Source organism: Candidatus Omnitrophota bacterium (assembly GCA_041648975.1).
Lineage (GTDB): Bacteria > Omnitrophota > Gorgyraeia > 2-01-FULL-45-10 > 2-01-FULL-45-10 > JAQUSE01.
In genome coordinates this window covers 91549-109748 of the sequence record JBAZNZ010000002.1, presented here as the reverse complement: position 1 = coordinate 109748, position 18200 = coordinate 91549, and the positions used below count along the sequence as shown (strand labels likewise).

Below are 18200 nucleotides of genomic sequence, written 5' to 3'. Positions count from 1 at the left end.
GTGAGCGGGTGGGCGGGGTTGCGGGTGTGCGGGTGAGCGGGTTGGCGGGTGAGCGGGTGAACGGGTTTGCGGGTGAGCGGGTGAACGGGTTACGAGGGACGAGGGACGATACGTCCATCGATGACGTAATCGTCGAATCCCCGATAGACGGCATGATAGAGTATCTGGCGGAACAGACGCTCCTGAATAAGCTGGTCGAGGTGTTCGAGGAAAGCAAACTCTCCGAGTTCGCCGCCAGGGCGATACATCTCGAGAAGTCGACACGCGACCTTACCGACAAGGAAAAGTACCTTAAACTGAAGTTCTTTCACGCGTATCATGAGATCATAGACAAAGGGACGAGGGAGCTTTTCTCGACGCAGATTATCCGGAGAAAAGTGTGAGCGGGTTAGCGGGTCAACGGGTTAGCGGGTTTTGTTTTTAACCCGTACACTCGCTTACACGCTCACCCGCTAACAAACAAAGGGTTATTATGGTTAAACATGGCAGAGTCATCGCGGCGCAGGGGCCGGTCGTCGATGTGAAATTCGACGACGCGGAAAGTCTCCCGTCGTTATACGATATATTGATAGCCGGGACCGTCGACGAAAAAGAGATCCACCTGGAAGTTACCGAGCACCTGGAAGGCAATATCGCCAGGTGTATCGCTCTGGAATCGACAGTAAAGCTGCGAAGGAACTCGAAAGTGGAGACTACCGGGTCCGCCTTAAAGATAAAGGTGGGCGATAACCTGTTTGGCAGGATCATCAACGCCGCAGGCGACCCAATAGATAAAAAGGGGGCGATAAAAGGCGGGACCGATTCTGTAGTGGAAAAAGATATTTCAAAGATCTATTTGAATCCGGACAGGCTTACCGGGGAGAGGCCCGAGATACTGGAAACGGGGATCAAGATGGTCGATCTTCTCTTCCCTCTGGTGAAAGGCTCGAAGATGGGATTGATAGGAGGCGCCGGCCTGGGTAAGACGGTCCTGATATTGGAATTAATACATAATGTTATCACCAAGCATGAAGGCGCCTGCGTTTTTACGGGGGCGGGCGAGAGGATCAGGGAAGGAAACGAGCTTTATTTCGAATTCAAAAAACAGGATATGCTGGACAAGATCATGTTCGCGTTCGGCCAGATGAACGAGCCGCCCGGGGCGAAGTTCGGCGTGGCTTTCACCGGGATAACGCTTGCCGAATACCTGCAGGACCAGAATAAGGACGTCCTCTTCTTCATAGATAACGTTTACAGGTTTGTGCAGGCAGGATCCGAGGTCTCGACGCTTTTGGGCCGGGTCCCCTCGGAGACGGGGTATCAGCCGACGCTGGCGTCCGAGGTGAGCGATTTTCACGAACGCATCCGCTCGCGGGAAGGCAGTTCCATTACCGCCATCGAAACGGTCTATGTCCCTGCGGACGACCTTACCGATCCGGCTGTCGTAGCGATATTCAGTTATCTCAATTCCATCGTTGTCCTTTCGAGAGAGAAGGTCCAGCTGAAGATATACCCCTCGGTAGATCCGCTTCTTTCGTCTTCGTCAAATCTGGATCCGGCCGTTGTGGGAAAGGAGCACTTCGACATTACGCAGAAAGTATTGAAGGTATTCGCTAAATACAGGGAATTGGCAAAGATCGTCCCGGTCATAGGCATAGAGGAACTGTCCGGGGCCGACAGGACGTTGTATGAGAGGGCGAGAAAACTACAGTATTTCCTGACGCAGCCGTTTTTCACGGCGGAAATATATACGGGCCATAAGGGTAAATACGTCCCATTGAGGCAGACGCTCGAAGGGTGCGATAAGATAATAGAGGGCCGGCTCGATTCCGCGCCGGAGGAGAAGTTTTACATGATAGGGGATGTGAGTGAGTGTAGTGAGTGAACGGGTGTGCGGGTAAGCGGGTGTGCGGGTTAAGTCAAACCCGCTAACCCGCAAACAGGAGTTAGTTTACCATGGCGCTGCGATTAGGCGAGATACTCGTCGAGAAGAAGCTGATAACGCCGGAGCAACTGAAGTCGGCGGTCGCCGAGCAGAAGAAGACAGGCGAGATGCTTGGGCAGATCCTGATAAGCATGGGATTTGTCAGCGAGTCTAAGATGCTGCATGTGCTTGCGGAACAGCAGGGCATACCCTTTGTAGAATTAAAGGATACGCATATCGAGGACGAGGCCATAAAGAAGGTCCCTCCGAAATTCGCCTGGCATTATAAGATCATGCCTATAGCTATTAACGGCAATGTCCTGACCATTGCCATATCCAACCCGTTCGATATGTGGCCCATAGATGACCTTGAGACACATCTGGGATACAGGATCGAGAAGGTCCTCGCGACGTCGTCGGATATAGTAGAGATGGTGAAGAAGGTTTACGGCGTGGGCGCGGATACGATAGAGCGGATCCTCGCCGGAGAAGAGAATCAGAGAACCGGCAGCGGCCCCTCACGAGGGACGAAGGACGAGGGACGAGGGGCGAGGGACGAGGAAAATGTCCAGGATCTCGAGAAGATGGCCGGCGACGCCTCCGTGGTAAAGCTCGTTAACCAGATCATGCAGCAGGCGATCAAAGATAGGGCGACCGATATTCACATCGAACATTTCAGGAATGACGTGACGCTGCGCTACAGGGTTGACGGGGTTCTCGCAGACGTGCAGGTGAGCGAAAATATCCGCTATCTCTATCCGGCGATCGTGTCCAGGATAAAGATCATGTCGGGCCTCGATATCATCGAGCGCAGGATCCCCCAGGACGGAAGGGCTAAGGTGAAGATAGGCGAGAGCGAATACGACATGCGTGTTTCTATCATACCGACGATATACGGAGAGAGTATAGTGATAAGGATACTGGCGCTCAAGATGTTGTTTAGCATTGCCGATCTCGGCATGTCGGAAAAGGATGTCGTGATGCTGGAAGAGCTTATAAAGAAGCCTCATGGAATAATATTTGTAACGGGTCCGACGGGAAGCGGTAAGTCGACCACGCTTTATACGTGCCTGAGCAAGCTCAACACGCGCGCCAGGAAGATAATCACCATAGAGGATCCGGTCGAATATGAGCTGAAAGGGATCTCGCAAATACAGGTTATGCCTAAAGTAGGGCTGACCTTCGCCCAGGTCCTGCGCTCTACCTTGAGGCACGACCCGGACGTAATGATGGTCGGAGAGGTGAGGGATCTCGAGACTGCCGAGATAGCGATACAGACCGCGCTTACGGGACATCTTGTATTTTCTACCCTGCATACAAACGACGCGGCAAGCGGTATAACGCGGCTTATAGATATAGGTGTGGAACCGTATCTTATAGCGTCTTCCGTAGAGGCATTCATCGCGCAGAGGCTGGTGCGCGTTATATGCCCGAAGTGCAAGGAGAAGGTTAGTGAGCGGGTAAGCGTGTTAGCGGGTGAGCGGAGTGAGAAGGAAAAAGAAGGAAAGGTAAGGATAGATAAGGAAAAAGAAGGAAGAATATGGAAAGATACCGTTTACTACAGGGGCAAAGGCTGCAAGGCGTGCAACAATACCGGATATATGGGCAGGACCGGCATATATGAGATATTGCCTGTGAACGAAGAGATGCGGAAGCTGATATCCCAGAAAGCCTCCGTTGACGAAATAAAGGAGAAGGCGGCGGCCCTTGGAATGAGGACGCTTAAAGAAGACGGATGGGACAAGGTAGCGGCAGGCATTACGACGCCGGAAGAGGTCATGAGAGTGACGCAGCTGGAAGAGTGAGATAATAATGACAAATGTCCAATTACCAATTTCAAATTAATGACCAATTATTCAATTTCCAATGGTTCGATTTTACTCACCATTGGCACTGAGCTTTTGCCGAAGTGCCAATTGGTTCATTGGACATTGGTAATTTATTTGACATTTGACATTGGTCATTTGTCATTGGCGCGTTGATAAATCGGAGTTACACACATGCCTACATACACATACAAAGCCAAAAAAGGGCCTACGGAGATAATAGCCGGCGAAATCGACGCGCAAACCCAGGATGAGGCGACTTCCAGGGTCATAGAGATGGGGCTTTTTCCTTTGAGCGTTGCCGAGAAGCCGGGCGATTTGTCTGTGGGCGGGTCAACGGGTGAGCGTGTCAGCGGGTTAAAGGATGAACCCGCTCACCCGCTCACCCGCTCACCCGCTAACCTGTTCACCAGGATCCGTCAACAGGATATAGATACGTTCACCCATCAGCTATCGAGCCTGGTCAGGGCGAGTGTGCCTATGCTTAAGGGCCTTTCGCTTATAGCGGAACAGACGGAAAATCGCGCTATGGTAAAGGTTGTCGATGATATCAAGTCTCAGGTAAAAGAGGGTAAGATGCTTTCCGAGGCAATGAAGCTGCGGCCCGATATATTCAATAACCTCTATCTTAATATAGTCAGGGCGGGAGAGCGCGGCGGCGCCCTGGATGAAGTGTTGTCCACGCTTGCCAAACACCGCGAAAGAGAACAGGAGATAAGGCAGAAGGTGCAGGCGGCGATGGCGTATCCGGCGCTTTTAACGGTGGTCGGATTCGGCACGATCTTTGTCATGCTTACCTATTTTTTACCCAAATTGATGAAGATGTTCGTCGATACTAAACAGGCCCTGCCTTTGCCGACGCAGATATTGCTTGTGATAAGCAAATTCATGTCGGCTAATTGGGCCGGCATATTGATATTATTGGGCTTAGCCGCCGCCGTTGTTTTCAGGGTAAAACCCGGCTCTAAAAAGAAGCTATTATTTGACGGCATAAAACTCCGGATACCATTCATAAATAAATTTGTGAAGAATTCAGAGATAGCGAAATTCGCCAGGACGCTGGGGCTGCTTCTTAAGAACGGTATTTCCGTCACTGAAGGGTTAGAGTTGTCGGCGAGCACATTAGAGAACGAAATACTGAAGCAGAAACTTTCGGGCGTCGGGAAAGTGATCGTTAATCAGGGGGCCACGATGTCGTCCAGTTTAGAAAAGATAGATATTTTTCCGGTCTTTGCCGTAAACATGATAGCCGTGGGCGAAGAAAGCGGGAAACTGGAAGAGTCTCTGAACGAGGTGGCCGATGTTTACGAGCGGGAGGTCGAGCAGGCGATAAAGATTATGACCTCGCTTATAGAGCCGCTCCTTATATTGGTAATAGGCGCTGTTGTGGGGTTCATTGTCTTTGCGATGCTTTTGCCGATATTCAATATGGGAATGGGGTCCGGGCGGTGAGCGAGTTAAGGTATAATGACAAATGACCAATTTCCAATGTCAAATAAATTACCAATGTCCAATGACCAATTGGCACTTCGGCAAAAGCTCAGTGCCAATGGTGAGTAAAATCGAACCATTGGGAATTGGTAAATTGGAAATTAATTTGAAATTGGTAATTGGATATTTGACATTGGCGTGCTTTCTTCTGTGCTGCTCTACGGCGGCGGCCGAGGACTGGAAGGAACTGAAGGGCGAACACTTCATAGTCTATTATCTCGATGATAGAGAATTCGCGAGCGATGTCATGACGCGCGCCGAACAATATTATAATACGGTGGCTTCAGACCTGGGATATTCGAGATATGACAGCTTCTGGCAATGGGATAAAAGAGTAAAGATCTATATTTACAGGACAGCCGAAGAGTTCAGGAAGGCCGCGGGGATATCAAAAGAATGGCCCGTGGGAATGGCTCGATATAAGGAAAAGGAGATCATCAGCTATAAATGGAGCGCCGGATTTGTCGAATCGCTCCTGCCTCATGAAATAACGCATCTTGTCTTCAGGGATTTTGTGGGAGACAAGAACAATATACCTTTGTGGCTGGAGGAGGGAGTGGCGGTACGGGAAGAGGAGGGGAGGAGGCCGGGCGACATAGAACTGGTGAAAAAACTGGTCAGGGAAAAGAGTTATATAGCCATCGAGCTGTTGACAAAAATGGACATAAGGAATGAGCCCAACGCGGAAGCGGCGCGAAAATTTTACGCCGAAGCCGTGTCGATAGTGAATTTTCTGATGGAAAAATACGGCGTCTCGAGGTTCACGCTGTTTTGCCGCCAGCTTAGGGACGGCAGATCTATCGATGAGGCGATTTCATCTGTTTATACAGGTTACATGGGTAACATGGGAGATTTGGAAAAGAGATGGGTCGAATATTATGAGGGGGAGGGGGTAAAATGGGAAAACTGAATAAGTTAGCGGGTAAGCGGGTAAGCGGGTTAACGGGTTCGCCACACCCGTTCACCCGTTCACCCGTTCACCCGCACACTAAACACGGTTTCACGCTCATCGAGCTCATGATTGTGATCGTGATAATCGCGGCTATGGCGGCTATGATAGTCCCGAGGCTGTCCGGAAGGAGCGAGCAGGCTAAGATCGTAGTTGCGCAGGCCGATATAAGCTCCAATATAAGTATGGGTTTAAAGCTATACGAACTTGATAATGGAAGTTTTCCTTCTACGGAAGAGGGCGTTAACGCGCTCTATGAGAAACCGGCGTCGGCTACATCCTGGCGAGGACCGTATCTGGAAAAAAAGTCCATGGACCCATGGGGTAATACATATCAGTATAAATGTCCGGGTGTCCATAATAGCGCGACATATGACCTGTATTCGCTTGGAAAAGACGGACAGGACGGCACAGCCGATGATGTTAAAAACTGGGAGTGAGCTGGTTAGCTGGTTAGCGGGTCAGCGGGTTAACGGGTTAGCGGGTTCGCCAAACCCGTTCACCCGTTCACCCGTTCACCCGCACACTAAACACGGTTTTACGCTCATCGAGGTAATGATCGCGGTCTCTATACTGGCTGTGGGGATCATAGGCATACTGCATGCTTACGTTGCCGCGATAAACGGTTTTAGCGCCGGCCGCGCCGGCATAGATGCCGCCTTTTTATTAAAGGAAAAGATTGGAGACGTCGAAAAAGATATGCTGGAGAAGAAGGATATGCTCCCCGGAGCGTGCGAGGGGGAGTTCGGCGAATCGAAAAACGGGTTCAGGTGGAGGCTGGAGATAAAGCCGGTGGATTTTGGCGTGGAGGAGTTGAAAGATTGTTTGAACGAGGCCACCCTTACGGTCAGTAACGGCCGGACAAACCAATCCAGGAGTTTTTCAGTTACGACTTATATGGAGAGCAATGAGCCGGTCAAGAAATAATCAGGGATCAGGGATCAGGGATCAGGGTTCAGAAAAAAACTGTCCCCTGTCCCCTGTTCCCTGTCCCCTGAAAAGAGGGTTTACGCTTATTGAACTGCTCATTACCACCGCGATAATAGGCATCATCGCGACGGCCATATTTTCGACGTTTTCCGGCGGGATGAATATATATTACAGACTTCGCGATTACAAGGCGCTGGACCAGGATGTTTTTATCTCTCTCGAAAAGATGGAGCGCTCTTTCAGGAACGCTCTCGATTGCGCGAATATTGATTTTGTCGGCGACAAAAAGAAGGTTTCTATACCGTCTTTGACGGTCGCCGTTTTTTCGCGCGGATCGGAGGAAGATTCCAGGCTGACGGTCGGGAAAGTAACGTATTATTTAGATACTGTAAAGGATACGCTTATGAAGGAAAGCGCGGACTATGCCGGCGCGACCTCTGAGACAGGGACGGGAAACAGCTGTGAAAGCGAAATGGCGCGCGTAAATGATATCAGCTTCAGTTATCTTTATTTTGATAAAGAAGCGGATAAGTACAATTGGAAAGAATCCTGGAACCTGGATAAAGATAAGAAGGACGGCAAATTGCCGGTTGCGGTTAAAATAGGGCTTACATACAAAGATGACGGTAAAGAGGTTAAGACAGTCAGGACGGTTTTTCTGCCGCTGGGACAGTAATCAGGGGTCAGGGTTCAGAAAAAAACTGTTCCCTGTTCCCTGTTCCCTGTTCCCTGAAAAAGGCAGCGCTCTCATTATAGCGTTATGGTCGCTCTTCTTTTTGGGAATGCTTGCGGTCGCTATATACGCGTACGCGCGTCCTCAGCTTGATTGCGGTTCCAGGTTCATAAACAGGGTGAAGGCGCAGTATCTTGCCCGGGCGGGCGTGAAGAGGGCGATTTTGGAACTGGAAAAAGGCGATAAGACGGCCGATTACGACGCATTCGGCGATACCTGGAATAATAACACCGGCGCATTCAAAGAGGTTGATCTGGGTGACGGGACATTCAGTACGGTGAACGGGTCAACGGGTGAGCGTGTAAGCGGGTTAGAGGATTTGTCAAACCCGCACACCCGCACACCCGATAACCCGCTCACTAATTACGGGCTTATAGACGAGGAGCGGAAGATAAATATTAACAAGTCGTCCTACGATATACTTAGAAGACTGCTCGAGGCCAAAGAAGTCGAGCCCGAAACCGCCGCCTCGATCGCGGCCGCTATCATCGATTGGCGCGACGAAGACGATAACCCTTATATGGATGTGGGAGCCGAGAATTCGCATTACAACTCTTTAAGCCCCTCATATCATTGCAAAAACGCCAGGTTCAATGTCACTGAAGAGCTGCTGCTTCTAAAAAATATGACGGCGGATATATATAAAAGGATCAAAGATAGTATTACAGTATACAGCGAGGGCCCTGTTAATATAAACACGATCGATAAGACCGTTATGAATGCCCTGGGGATAGAGGAACCCCTGGCGGAAAAGATCCTGCGGTTTCGCGGCAACGGCGATGACCCCGAAGCCGTTGTGAATGTTTTTAAGGACCCGGGCTCGGCCGCTCTGGCGCTTAACGCCGTGGAGACCCTGTCTAATGGCGAAATTGCCTCCCTGAATAAGATCTTTGGCCAGGGCCTTATTACTGTAAAGTCGGATGTCTTTTCCGGCCGGGCAATCGGCCGGGTAAAGAATAGGACGGATTATTATAGCATTACTTTCGTTTATGACAGGAACAAGAAGGCGTTGAGATATTGGAGAGAAGAGTAAGGGGACAGGTTTAATCTTAAAAAAGAGGACAACTTGCATCTTAAAATCGCAAAAGGTACAAAGTACAAGCTGCCGGTATTCAGGTTGCCGAAATTTATGGCATTTAAACGGTTTGCTCTCAGGAAACCGATAGTGGTTATCGAAATAGGCAACGACTGGCTTAAGATCGCCGAAAACCGGTATCCGGCGGGATCCAGGATAGTGTCGAGGCTTGATTTTAAAAAAATCGCCGATATCGATGGTTCTATGACCGCGGCAATTTCAAAGATCTTCAGTATACTGAAGCTTGATAAACATTCCGTTATCTCATATATACCCAGGCATCTGGCTACGGTGAGGATACTCGAACTTCCCGCGACGGACCCGAAAGAGATAAACGAAATGGTGAGCCTGCTGGCCATCAAACAGACGCCGTATTCCAAGGAAGAGATAGTCTCCGCCTATAAGACAATAAGCTGTATGAAAGAAGGCTACACTAAGGTGATGCTGGTTATTGTGCGGCAGAATATTATCGCTGACCGCCTTGAGACGCTGAAGGGGGCGGGCATATCTTCGGACCGGGTCGCGCTCAGCACGGAAGGTATTTACAATTGGTTAAGTTCTGCTTATCCGGAAGAGCTGAAGCCCGATTCGCCGGCTTTTATATTGCTGGATGTCGATTCCAACTATTCCGATTTCATAGTGATACGGAACGGAAGGCTGTCGTTCACAAGGAATATCCTGATCGGCGCTAACCAGCTGACGGATGAAAAGAAGGATTGGCGGGAGAGCTTCATAGAAGAGCTGAAACATTCCATGGGCCTGTATCAAAACGAGGAGAGGGACGTTAAACTTTCGAAGATCCTCCTAAGCGGAGCCGCCGGGAATGTCGAATATCTCGATACGACGCTAAGCTCCAGGCTGGATATACCGTCCTCGTTTACCGATCCCAGGAAGAACCTGCGATTCAGCGGCGATATGGCTGTGTTCGATGAGGACAGGTATAAAAACATCTCCACATCCGCGCTTTTTGGGATCGCCGTCAGGGATAATGATATAGAGCTTGATCTTACGCCGCAGGATATACGCCTCCGGAGGATGATGGAGAATAAGCGCAGGGAGCTTATGTTTACCGGCATATTGTCCGTTTCCATAATAATGCTGGCCTGTATGATCCTCGTGACAAATATCAGCAACAAAAATTCTTACCTTGCGCAATTGAAGAAGAAGATAAGCCAGATCGAGAGCGGGGCGAACGAGGTAGACAGGATGCGCACGCGCATGGGCCTAATCGAAAAGAGGCTGGATGCCAACGGTTCTTCCATAGACATGTTTATCGAAATACTGAACCTTACCCCGCCCGACATATCCCTTACCTTTATAAGCATAGAGGAAAAACAGAAAGTTGTCCTGAAAGGACGCGCGCGCGCAATGTCGAACATATTCAAATTCGTTACCACGCTGGAAGGTTCCCGTATGTTTAGCGGCGTAAAACCTACGTATACCACGACCCAGAAAGACCAGTCGGGAGAGTTCGCGGAATTCGAGATAGTCTGTTCATACGAGAGGCTGCGATGATAGAATTTATAAAAAAAATTTCCGGGAAAGAGCGGATGGGGTTATTCATAGCCCTTGCCTTTGTTCTTGTGGTACTCACGGACAGGCTGGTGGTCTCTCCTATAGCAGGCACGTTCAGCCGGCTTGACCGGGAAAGCAAGATGGCGGTGCGGCAATTGAGCGCGCTTTTGCGCAACATGGAGCAGAAAGATACCGTATCGGTTGAATACCAGAAATATATACAACATATAAAAAAGGCGCCATCCGACGAGGAAGATATAGCGAGGATGCTGGGTGAGATAGAAGGGTTAGCCAGGATGTCGTCCTTGTCCGTTTCGGATATGAAGCCTCAGCCGTCCAGGACAATAGGCAGCTATAGACAGTACAGCGTTGAAGTGGAAGCGGAAGGCACTGAAGAGTCTATTGTCAAGTTCCTGCATAACCTGAATAATTCACTCCAGCTTTTGCGCGCGGAAAAAGTGCGCATCTCCCTGAAAGAAAAGAGTTCCGCAGATATCAAGATGTCCGTATTGGTCACAAAGCTGGTTACTTCCTGACCGATAGCGGAATAATGATTATTTATTGACATTTGCCGGATTTGTGGTAAACTTAATATGATGGTAAGCGCGAAGTAGAGCTTATTAGAAGGACAAAGCAGAGGGACGTCCTTTTCGGCGAAGAAAACGCCGGAAAGGATTTTTTTATTTTCAGGGACGGTGATCCATGTATTTCAGGGTACTGCTGGAAAAGATAACGCCCGCGCTAAGGTTTATCGCGCGTAAACATCTTCTCCTTGGCTATTACGACGAGGAGGACCTGTATCAGGAGATGTGTATCTACCTGTGGCAGCATTACGCTAACGGCCTTCCCATAGGTATAAATGAGTCATACGTCATCAAGGGGTGCGAATTCCATATACAGAATTTTCTGCGAAAAGGAAGGCCCAAGGTCGTCTTCTCGAGCATCGATGAGCTTGTGACCCCCGAAGGGCTGACTTTAGGCGATATACTGGAGGATAAGAGAGAAACTCCGGGGTCACGGATAGAGAGCGAGCTTACCGTCGATGAGATCAGGGGGCTCGGCCTGACCGATAAAGAGAGGGCTGTGCTCTCTTACCTGTTGAAAGGGCATACTGTGCGGGAGACGGCAGCCCAGATGGACATCTCGCATGTCATGGTACTGAAGCACAAAAAGAGCATAATCACAAAATGGCGTAAAAAGAAAAGGTTACCAATGACATAGCTTTTTTACTTGTAGCAAGTGAGATTTATTAGACGAAGGCGTCTTTTGGCACCATGGTGGTGTTAAAAGGCGCTTTTCTATTTTCACACACCGGGACAATAGGAGGTAGCGGCAATGATATGCGCGTCGAAGAGAATTTCAGTTATACTGCTTTTTGCTTTGCTGGCAAATCCATTGCCGGTCTTTTCCGATGCTGTACCAAGCGAAACCGAAGAGCTTAGAAAGGAAATAGCGGCCCTGAAAGATCGGCTGGTCGCGCTTGAGGCCAGGTTGGAAAAATCCGAAACGCGGACACCGGTTATTAAAGCGCAAAATGTAGAACCGGACAGCGGCATTTCGGCCGCCGTAACCTCTTTTGCCAGGGAGATAGAGGTCCATGGTTTTGTCGACACCTCCTATATATTTAATACGAACACCCCGGTACCTCCGAACACGCGGACAAACAGGCTGCGTGTATTCGATACCGAAGCCAACGGTTTCATGCTGAATATGGCGCAGATAAACCTGGAGAAACTTGTCTCTAAAGAATCTCCGGTCGGGTTCAGGATCGACCTGGATTTTGGCCAGGACGCCAAGCTGATACATTCTAACGGCCTGGGTACTGCCGACGGCGGATTAGGGACATCAAATGACGCGTTTGATCTTCAGCAGGCATATGCGCAAGTCATGCTGCCGTTCTCGTTTCCGCTGGCTGATACGATGACCTTTAAGATAGGCAAGTTCGCGACATTGCACGGCGCGGAGGTCATCGAATCGATGAACAACTGGAATTTTTCGCGGTCGTATATGTTCGGCTACGCGATACCGTTTACGCACACGGGTATACGTATATACGATAAGCCTTTCGCGAACGTCCCGGTCGAGGCGTATATAGGTGTAGTGAACGGGTGGGATCAAACGGTGGACCTTAATAAGGCAAAGACGGTCGAAGCGCAGGTCACAGTGACGCCAAATGACAAAATTTCGTTCAGCGTCGGCGGAATGTTCGGACCGGAGCGCGCCGATTCCGATAAGGACTTCAGGAATCTGATAGATTTCGTGGCTACATATAAAGCCACCGATAAATTGACCTTTAAGGTCAACTATGATTACGGCTGGGAGAAGAACGCCGCCTCTGTGCTGGGTGGATACGATATCGGCAAAGACGCCGCGTGGGACGGAATAGCCGGTTACGCAAAATACGATATATTCGACTGGTGGTCGATCGCCGGCAGAGGAGAATATTTTCATGATAGAGACGGTGTCCGGACGGGTTATCTCACAAGTTCGACCATGCCTATTTCCGATCTCAGCCTTTTTGAATTTACCCTGACAAATGAGTTTAAGATTTACAAAAATCTAATAACGCGTTTTGAATACAGATACGATAAGGCGAGCGGCCAGGCGTTCACGAAAGATAAGGTAACGTCCAATTACCAAAACACGATAGCCGCGGAAGTGATCGCGAAGTTCTAAATCCGATAAGACTAAATAAGGAGGTTGTCTCATGGATACAAAAGTTGTCCTGGATACGCTGTGGGTCCTGATTACAGCGATGCTCGTCTTCTTTATGAATTTGGGTTTTGCCATGGTGGAGGCGGGTTTTGCCAGGGTGAAGAACTGCGTTAACATACTCTCAAAAAATTTCGTAGTCTTCGCGGTCTCTTCTATCGGTTTCCTGGTTTTAGGCTATGGCCTGATGTTTGGAGACGGGACGCCGTTGGTAGGATTGAAAGGACTGTTTTTCCTGTCAGGCGCGGATAACTCTCCCGCCACAGGCGAGGCATATAAAGGTGTATATTCGGCGCTCTCGTGGACGGGCGTACCGTTACTCGCAAAATTCTTTTTCCAGCTGGTCTTCGCGGGGACCGCCGCTACGATAGTATCCGGCGCGGTAGCAGAAAGGATAAAGTACGCTTCCTTTATAGTCTTCTCCTTTGTCATGACAATGCTAATCTACCCTATCGTAGGGCACTGGATATGGGGGGGCGGATGGCTGGCTAAATTAGGAATGTATGATTTTGCCGGATCCACGGTAGTGCATTCTGTAGGCGGATGGGCGGCGCTGGCCGGCGTATTGGTGCTCGGTCCCCGTTTTGGAAAGTATTCGGACGACGGGAAGATCAACCCAATCCCGGGCCACAACCTCTCTATAGCGACTATAGGTACCTTTGTGCTGTGGCTCGGATGGTTTGGTTTTAACCCCGGATCGACCATGGCGGCGGATCCTTTAGCCATATGCCACGTCGCGGTTACTACGAATACGGCTGCCGCGGCGGCAATATTGAGCGCCACCTTATTATCGTGGCTTATGCTGGGCAAGCCTGATCTCGGTATGACACTGAACGGCTGTCTTGCCGGGCTTGTCGCGATAACGGCGCCATGCGCGTTTGTAAGCGTTCCGAGCTCAATTATCATAGGACTGATCGCAGGCGTATTGGTCGTGCTGGCAGTTATAGGTTTTGACAGGTTAAAAATGGATGATCCTGTAGGCGCGTTATCCGTACATTTGGTGAACGGCGTTTTCGGAACACTCTGTGTGGGTTTATTCGCTCAGGATAAGATAACCGGGACTGCTACGGGCAACGGCCTGTTTTTCGGCGGCGGCACAAAATTGTTGGCGGCGCAGGCTATCGGCGTATTATCCTGCGGGGCGTATGTTTTCCTTGCTTCCATTGTTTCATGGGTTTTAATAAAGCAGGTTATGGGATTAAGGGTAAGCCTGCAGGAAGAGATAGAAGGCCTGGATATAGGGGAACATGGCAATTCCGCATACCCTGAGTTCATAACCCGCAAGCCGGCCTATTCATTCTCAGGCTTGCGGAATGGAAATTGAGGAGGTATGGTATGAAAAAAATCGAGGCCATAATCAGGCCGGAAAGCCTTGATCCGGTGCGCCGCGCGCTGGAACTGTTTGGCTGCGCGGGGCTCATGATCAGCGAAATCGAAGGGCATGGCAAGCAAAAGGGCGTTGTCCAGCAGTGGCGCGGCGAAAAGTATAAAATGGAGCTGCTGCCGAAAATTAAAATAGAGATAATCGTTAAGAACGGCGAAGTGGATAAGATAGTGAATACTATAATGGAATATGCCCGGACAGGTGAAGTAGGAGACGGGAAAATATTTATATATCCCGTAGAAGACGCGGTTAAAATTCGAACGGGCGAAAAAGGCGAAAGCGCGATTTAGATGGTCGATAAAGAACTGATTGAAAAATTAAGGCAGTTTAAGGAGAGGAACAGGTATACGCTGCATGACCTGTCAAAAAGGATAGATATCCAGGTATCCACATTAGAAAGGTGGTTAAAAACAGGGCGTATTAATAAGGTTTACGCGGAGGTGATGAGGGCCAGATTAGGTATCCGGTGAATATTATTCGGGTGAATAGTGTATGTTTTTTTATGTGAATTTTTTCCCAGTTGTGTAAACAGATGTAAAAATTTTATGGAAAGGAAGCGGATATGATCAATTCGGGGGATACGGCGTGGATCTTGATGTCGACGGCGCTTGTCATGCTTATGACGACGCCGGGGCTGGCTCTGTTTTACGGCGGGCTCGTGAGGAGGAAGAACGTGCTTGCTACCATGATGCAGTCCTTCTTCGTCATGTGCCTTATAAGCATCCAGTGGGTGCTGTGGGGATACAGCCTGTCGTTCGGGCCTGACCAGGGCCATTTTATAGGAAGCCTCGCGTGGTTCGGGCTGAAAGGCGTGGGGATGGCCCCGAATCCGGATTACGCGTCTACGATCCCGCATCTGTTATTTATGGCCTTCCAGATGATGTTCGCGATAATTACGCCGGGCCTGATAACCGGCGCTTTCGCGGAGAGGATGAAGTTCTCGACCTATGCAGTCTTTACCTTATTGTGGGCGACCCTTGTGTATGACCCTGTTTGCCACTGGGTGTGGGGCACGGGCGGATGGCTCAGGGAGATGGGATGCCTTGACTTCGCGGGAGGTACGGTAGTCCACATTTCGTCAGGTATCTCCGCGCTGGTGTGCGCTCTTATATTAGGTAAGAGGCGCGGATACGGGAAAGAGCCGATGCCTCCCCATAACCTGCCGCTCGTCGTTCTCGGCGCGTCCCTTCTGTGGTTCGGGTGGTTTGGTTTCAATGCCGGAAGCGCCTTGGCGGCGAATGGGCTTGCCGTATCGGCATTTATAGCGACGAATACAGCCGCCGCGGCCGCTGCCCTTACATGGATGATGATCGAGTGGAAGGTGACAGGAAAGCCGACGATCCTCGGCGGGGCTACGGGAGCTGTCGCGGGACTTGTCGCGATAACGCCCGCCGCGGGGTTTGTGTCTCCGATCTCTTCAATATGCATAGGTATTATAGGCGGCATGGTCTGTTACACATCGGTCGCGGTCATGAAGCTGAAATTCGGATACGATGACTCGCTCGACGCTTTTGGAGTCCATGGCGTGGGCGGGACCATAGGAGCCCTGCTAACGGGGCTTTTCGCGCAAAAGCTCATAAACCCGGCAGGCAATAACGGCCTGTTATTCGGGAATGCCGCGCAGTTCAAGGTGCAGGCTATAGGAGCGCTTGCGGCCATGGTGTATTCGGTAGCGATAACATTTATCCTGCTCAAGGTTCTCGACGCTGTTATGGGCCTGAGGGTGTCCGATGAAGAAGAGGTTGTAGGATTAGACATAACCCAGCATGAAGAGAGCGCTTATACGCTGCTCGATTAGAAAGGACAATATGAAACTGATAATAGCCATAATTCAGCCGCATAAACTTGAGGATGTATTGCAGGAGCTCGATAATAGCCAGATACACTTAAGGACAGTATCGAATGCCCTCGGGTGCGGGCGGCAAAAAGGGCGGACAGAGGTGTATAGAGGCAGGAAAGAGACGGGCAACCTGCTGAAAAAGGTGAGGCTTGAGATCGCAGTTAACGATAGCTATGTCGAACCTGCTGTAGCGGCGATAATGAAGGCTGCGAAGACAGGCACTATAGGCGACGGCAAGATATTCGTTATAGATCTCCAAGAGTGTTTCAGGATACGCACCGGTGAAAAAGGGCCTTTGGCGATAGGGTAAATATTTTAAAATTTTAGTTACCAAGAGCCCCATTTTTTTACTTATATATACGTAATTGTTGTATTCAGGAGAGCACAGCGTTTGTGCATGAGGCGTATTAAAACAATGGTGTTTTAAGCCGAAGCGGCTAAAATACCATTTTTTATTTAACAAGCCAAAACAAAGGGGGATACAGATGGCGAAGAAGACGAAGCAGGATATTTTGAAGCTGGTTAAGGAGAATGACGTAAAGTTTATAAGGTTATGGTTTACCGACATAATGGGGCAGGTAAAGAGTTTCGCTATAACGGACAAAGAGCTGGAAAACGCTCTTGATAACGGCATGGGATTTGACGGATCCTCTATCACGGGTTACCAGGATATAGAGGAGTCTGATATGATAGCCTTCCCTGATCCCGACACGTTCGCCATACTTCCGTGGCGGCCTTCCGAGAAGGCTGTTGCCAGGATGATATGCAACGTCCTGACGCCGGATAAGAAGCCGTATGAGGGTGACCCGCGTTACATCCTGAAAAAAGCCCTTGAGAGGGCAACCGCGATGGGATATGACCATTTTTATCTCGGTCCTGAGCTCGAGTTCTTCTATTTTAAGAGTGATTCGGCTACCGAAGTCCTCGATAAGGGCGGATACTTTGACCTGACGACGCTCGACGTTGCCAGCGACCTTAGACGCGAGACGGTATTGGCCCTTGAGAAGATGGGTATAGACGTCGAATATTCGCACCATGAAGTGGCCCCTTCACAGCACGAAGTCGATATGAGATATAAAGACGCGCTCGAGATGGCCGATAGTGTTATTACCTATAAAGTAGTTGTGAAGGAGATAGCGAGCAAGTTCGGTGTGTACGCAACCTTTATGCCGAAACCTATATTCGGGCAGAACGGCTCAGGCATGCATACGCATCAATCGCTATTTAAAGGTTCGAAGAATATGTTCTTCGACGCGAAGAGCGAGGATAATCTTTCTGATACCGCCCGTAATTACATAGCGGGGCTCTTGAAACATGCCAAGGAGATCTGCGCCATATTCGCCCAGACGACAAACTCATATAAGAGGCTTGTGCCGGGTTACGAGGCGCCCGTATATGTGGCCTGGAGCCGCAGGAACAGGAGCGCTCTTGTCCGAGTGCCGCTCTACTATCCCGGCAAAGAGAAGGCGACCAGATGCGAGTTCAGGGCCTGCGACCCCGCATGCAATCCGTACCTGACGTTCGCGGCCATGCTGCACGCCGGCCTCGACGGTATTGAAAAGAAGTACAAGGCGCCGAAGGCTATGGATACGAACCTCTATCATCTGACCGACGCCGAGAGGAAAGAGAGGGGCATCGAGACTCTGCCGGACAGCCTGGGGCACGCGATCGCGATAGCCGAGAACAGCGAACTGGTCAAAAAAGTCCTGGGAAGCCATATATTCCCCAGGTTCGTTGAATTAAAGAAGAAGGAGTGGGACGAGTACAGGATCCGGGTGCCGCAGCATGAGCTGGAGAAATACCTTTCGGTCCTGTAATTGATTGGATCTTTGTAACCTCTGC

General features: G+C 49.9%; 19 protein-coding genes. All 19 read left to right on the top strand.

What is annotated here, in order from left to right; genetic code table 11:
• Window positions 1-383: hypothetical protein (locus WC592_01140; GenBank protein ID MFA4981059.1), on the top strand; the 383-nt coding region annotated here is incomplete at its 5' end.
• Between the two features lie 89 nt (window positions 384-472).
• The gene (gene atpD, locus WC592_01135; GenBank protein MFA4981058.1) at window positions 473-1864 is read left to right on the top strand and encodes a F0F1 ATP synthase subunit beta; all 1392 of its coding nucleotides are present in this window, start codon (window positions 473-475) and stop codon (window positions 1862-1864) included.
• Between the two features lie 71 nt (window positions 1865-1935).
• Entirely contained in the window at window positions 1936-3708 is a 1773-nt protein-coding gene (locus tag WC592_01130; GenBank protein ID MFA4981057.1) for an ATPase, T2SS/T4P/T4SS family, read from the top strand.
• A 195-nt stretch (window positions 3709-3903) separates the two neighbouring features.
• A complete protein-coding gene (locus WC592_01125) occupies window positions 3904-5181 on the top strand; it encodes a type II secretion system F family protein (protein MFA4981056.1) in 1278 nt (425 codons plus the stop codon).
• A 145-nt stretch (window positions 5182-5326) separates the two neighbouring features.
• Window positions 5327-6130: a peptidase MA family metallohydrolase gene (locus WC592_01120; GenBank protein MFA4981055.1), complete on the top strand. Its 804-nt coding sequence runs from the start codon at window positions 5327-5329 to the stop codon at window positions 6128-6130.
• A complete protein-coding gene (gene gspG / locus WC592_01115; GenBank protein ID MFA4981054.1) occupies window positions 6118-6609 on the top strand; it encodes a type II secretion system major pseudopilin GspG in 492 nt (163 codons plus the stop codon). The genes WC592_01120 and gspG overlap by 13 nt, the downstream gene beginning before the upstream one ends.
• Window positions 6587-7096 carry a prepilin-type N-terminal cleavage/methylation domain-containing protein gene (locus tag WC592_01110; protein ID MFA4981053.1) on the top strand — a complete coding sequence of 170 codons (510 nt, stop codon included), beginning with the start codon at window positions 6587-6589 and terminating at the stop codon, window positions 7094-7096. The genes gspG and WC592_01110 overlap by 23 nt, the downstream gene beginning before the upstream one ends.
• The gene (locus tag WC592_01105; GenBank protein ID MFA4981052.1) at window positions 7077-7775 is read left to right on the top strand and encodes a prepilin-type N-terminal cleavage/methylation domain-containing protein; all 699 of its coding nucleotides are present in this window, start codon (window positions 7077-7079) and stop codon (window positions 7773-7775) included. The genes WC592_01110 and WC592_01105 overlap by 20 nt, the downstream gene beginning before the upstream one ends.
• Complete coding sequence (locus WC592_01100; protein ID MFA4981051.1) at window positions 7720-8865, top strand: hypothetical protein; 1146 nt, start codon at window positions 7720-7722, stop codon at window positions 8863-8865. The genes WC592_01105 and WC592_01100 overlap by 56 nt, the downstream gene beginning before the upstream one ends.
• Window positions 8866-8898: 33 nt before the next feature.
• On the top strand, window positions 8899-10422 hold the full coding sequence (gene pilM / locus WC592_01095) for a pilus assembly protein PilM (protein MFA4981050.1): 1524 nt from the start codon (window positions 8899-8901) through the stop codon (window positions 10420-10422).
• On the top strand, window positions 10419-10958 hold the full coding sequence (pilO, locus tag WC592_01090; GenBank protein ID MFA4981049.1) for a type 4a pilus biogenesis protein PilO: 540 nt from the start codon (window positions 10419-10421) through the stop codon (window positions 10956-10958). Before pilM ends, pilO begins: the two co-directional genes overlap by 4 nt.
• Before the next feature lie 166 nt (window positions 10959-11124).
• Window positions 11125-11643: a sigma-70 family RNA polymerase sigma factor gene (locus WC592_01085; GenBank protein ID MFA4981048.1), complete on the top strand. Its 519-nt coding sequence runs from the start codon at window positions 11125-11127 to the stop codon at window positions 11641-11643.
• Between the two features lie 114 nt (window positions 11644-11757).
• The gene (locus WC592_01080; GenBank protein MFA4981047.1) at window positions 11758-13098 is read left to right on the top strand and encodes a porin; all 1341 of its coding nucleotides are present in this window, start codon (window positions 11758-11760) and stop codon (window positions 13096-13098) included.
• A gap of 31 nt (window positions 13099-13129) precedes the next feature.
• Complete coding sequence (gene amt, locus WC592_01075) at window positions 13130-14458, top strand: ammonium transporter (GenBank protein ID MFA4981046.1); 1329 nt, start codon at window positions 13130-13132, stop codon at window positions 14456-14458.
• Between the two features lie 11 nt (window positions 14459-14469).
• Window positions 14470-14808: a P-II family nitrogen regulator gene (locus WC592_01070; protein ID MFA4981045.1), complete on the top strand. Its 339-nt coding sequence runs from the start codon at window positions 14470-14472 to the stop codon at window positions 14806-14808.
• Window positions 14809-14988 (top strand): hypothetical protein, encoded by a 180-nt coding sequence (locus WC592_01065; GenBank protein MFA4981044.1) that lies wholly within the window; start codon window positions 14809-14811, stop codon window positions 14986-14988.
• 92 nt (window positions 14989-15080) lie between these two features.
• Window positions 15081-16316, top strand: a complete 1236-nt coding sequence (locus WC592_01060) for an ammonium transporter (GenBank protein MFA4981043.1) — start codon at window positions 15081-15083, stop codon at window positions 16314-16316.
• Between the two features lie 10 nt (window positions 16317-16326).
• Complete coding sequence (locus WC592_01055; protein MFA4981042.1) at window positions 16327-16668, top strand: P-II family nitrogen regulator; 342 nt, start codon at window positions 16327-16329, stop codon at window positions 16666-16668.
• A 175-nt stretch (window positions 16669-16843) separates the two neighbouring features.
• Entirely contained in the window at window positions 16844-18175 is a 1332-nt protein-coding gene (glnA, locus tag WC592_01050) for a type I glutamate--ammonia ligase (protein MFA4981041.1), read from the top strand.
• Window positions 18176-18200: the final 25 nt, after the last annotated feature.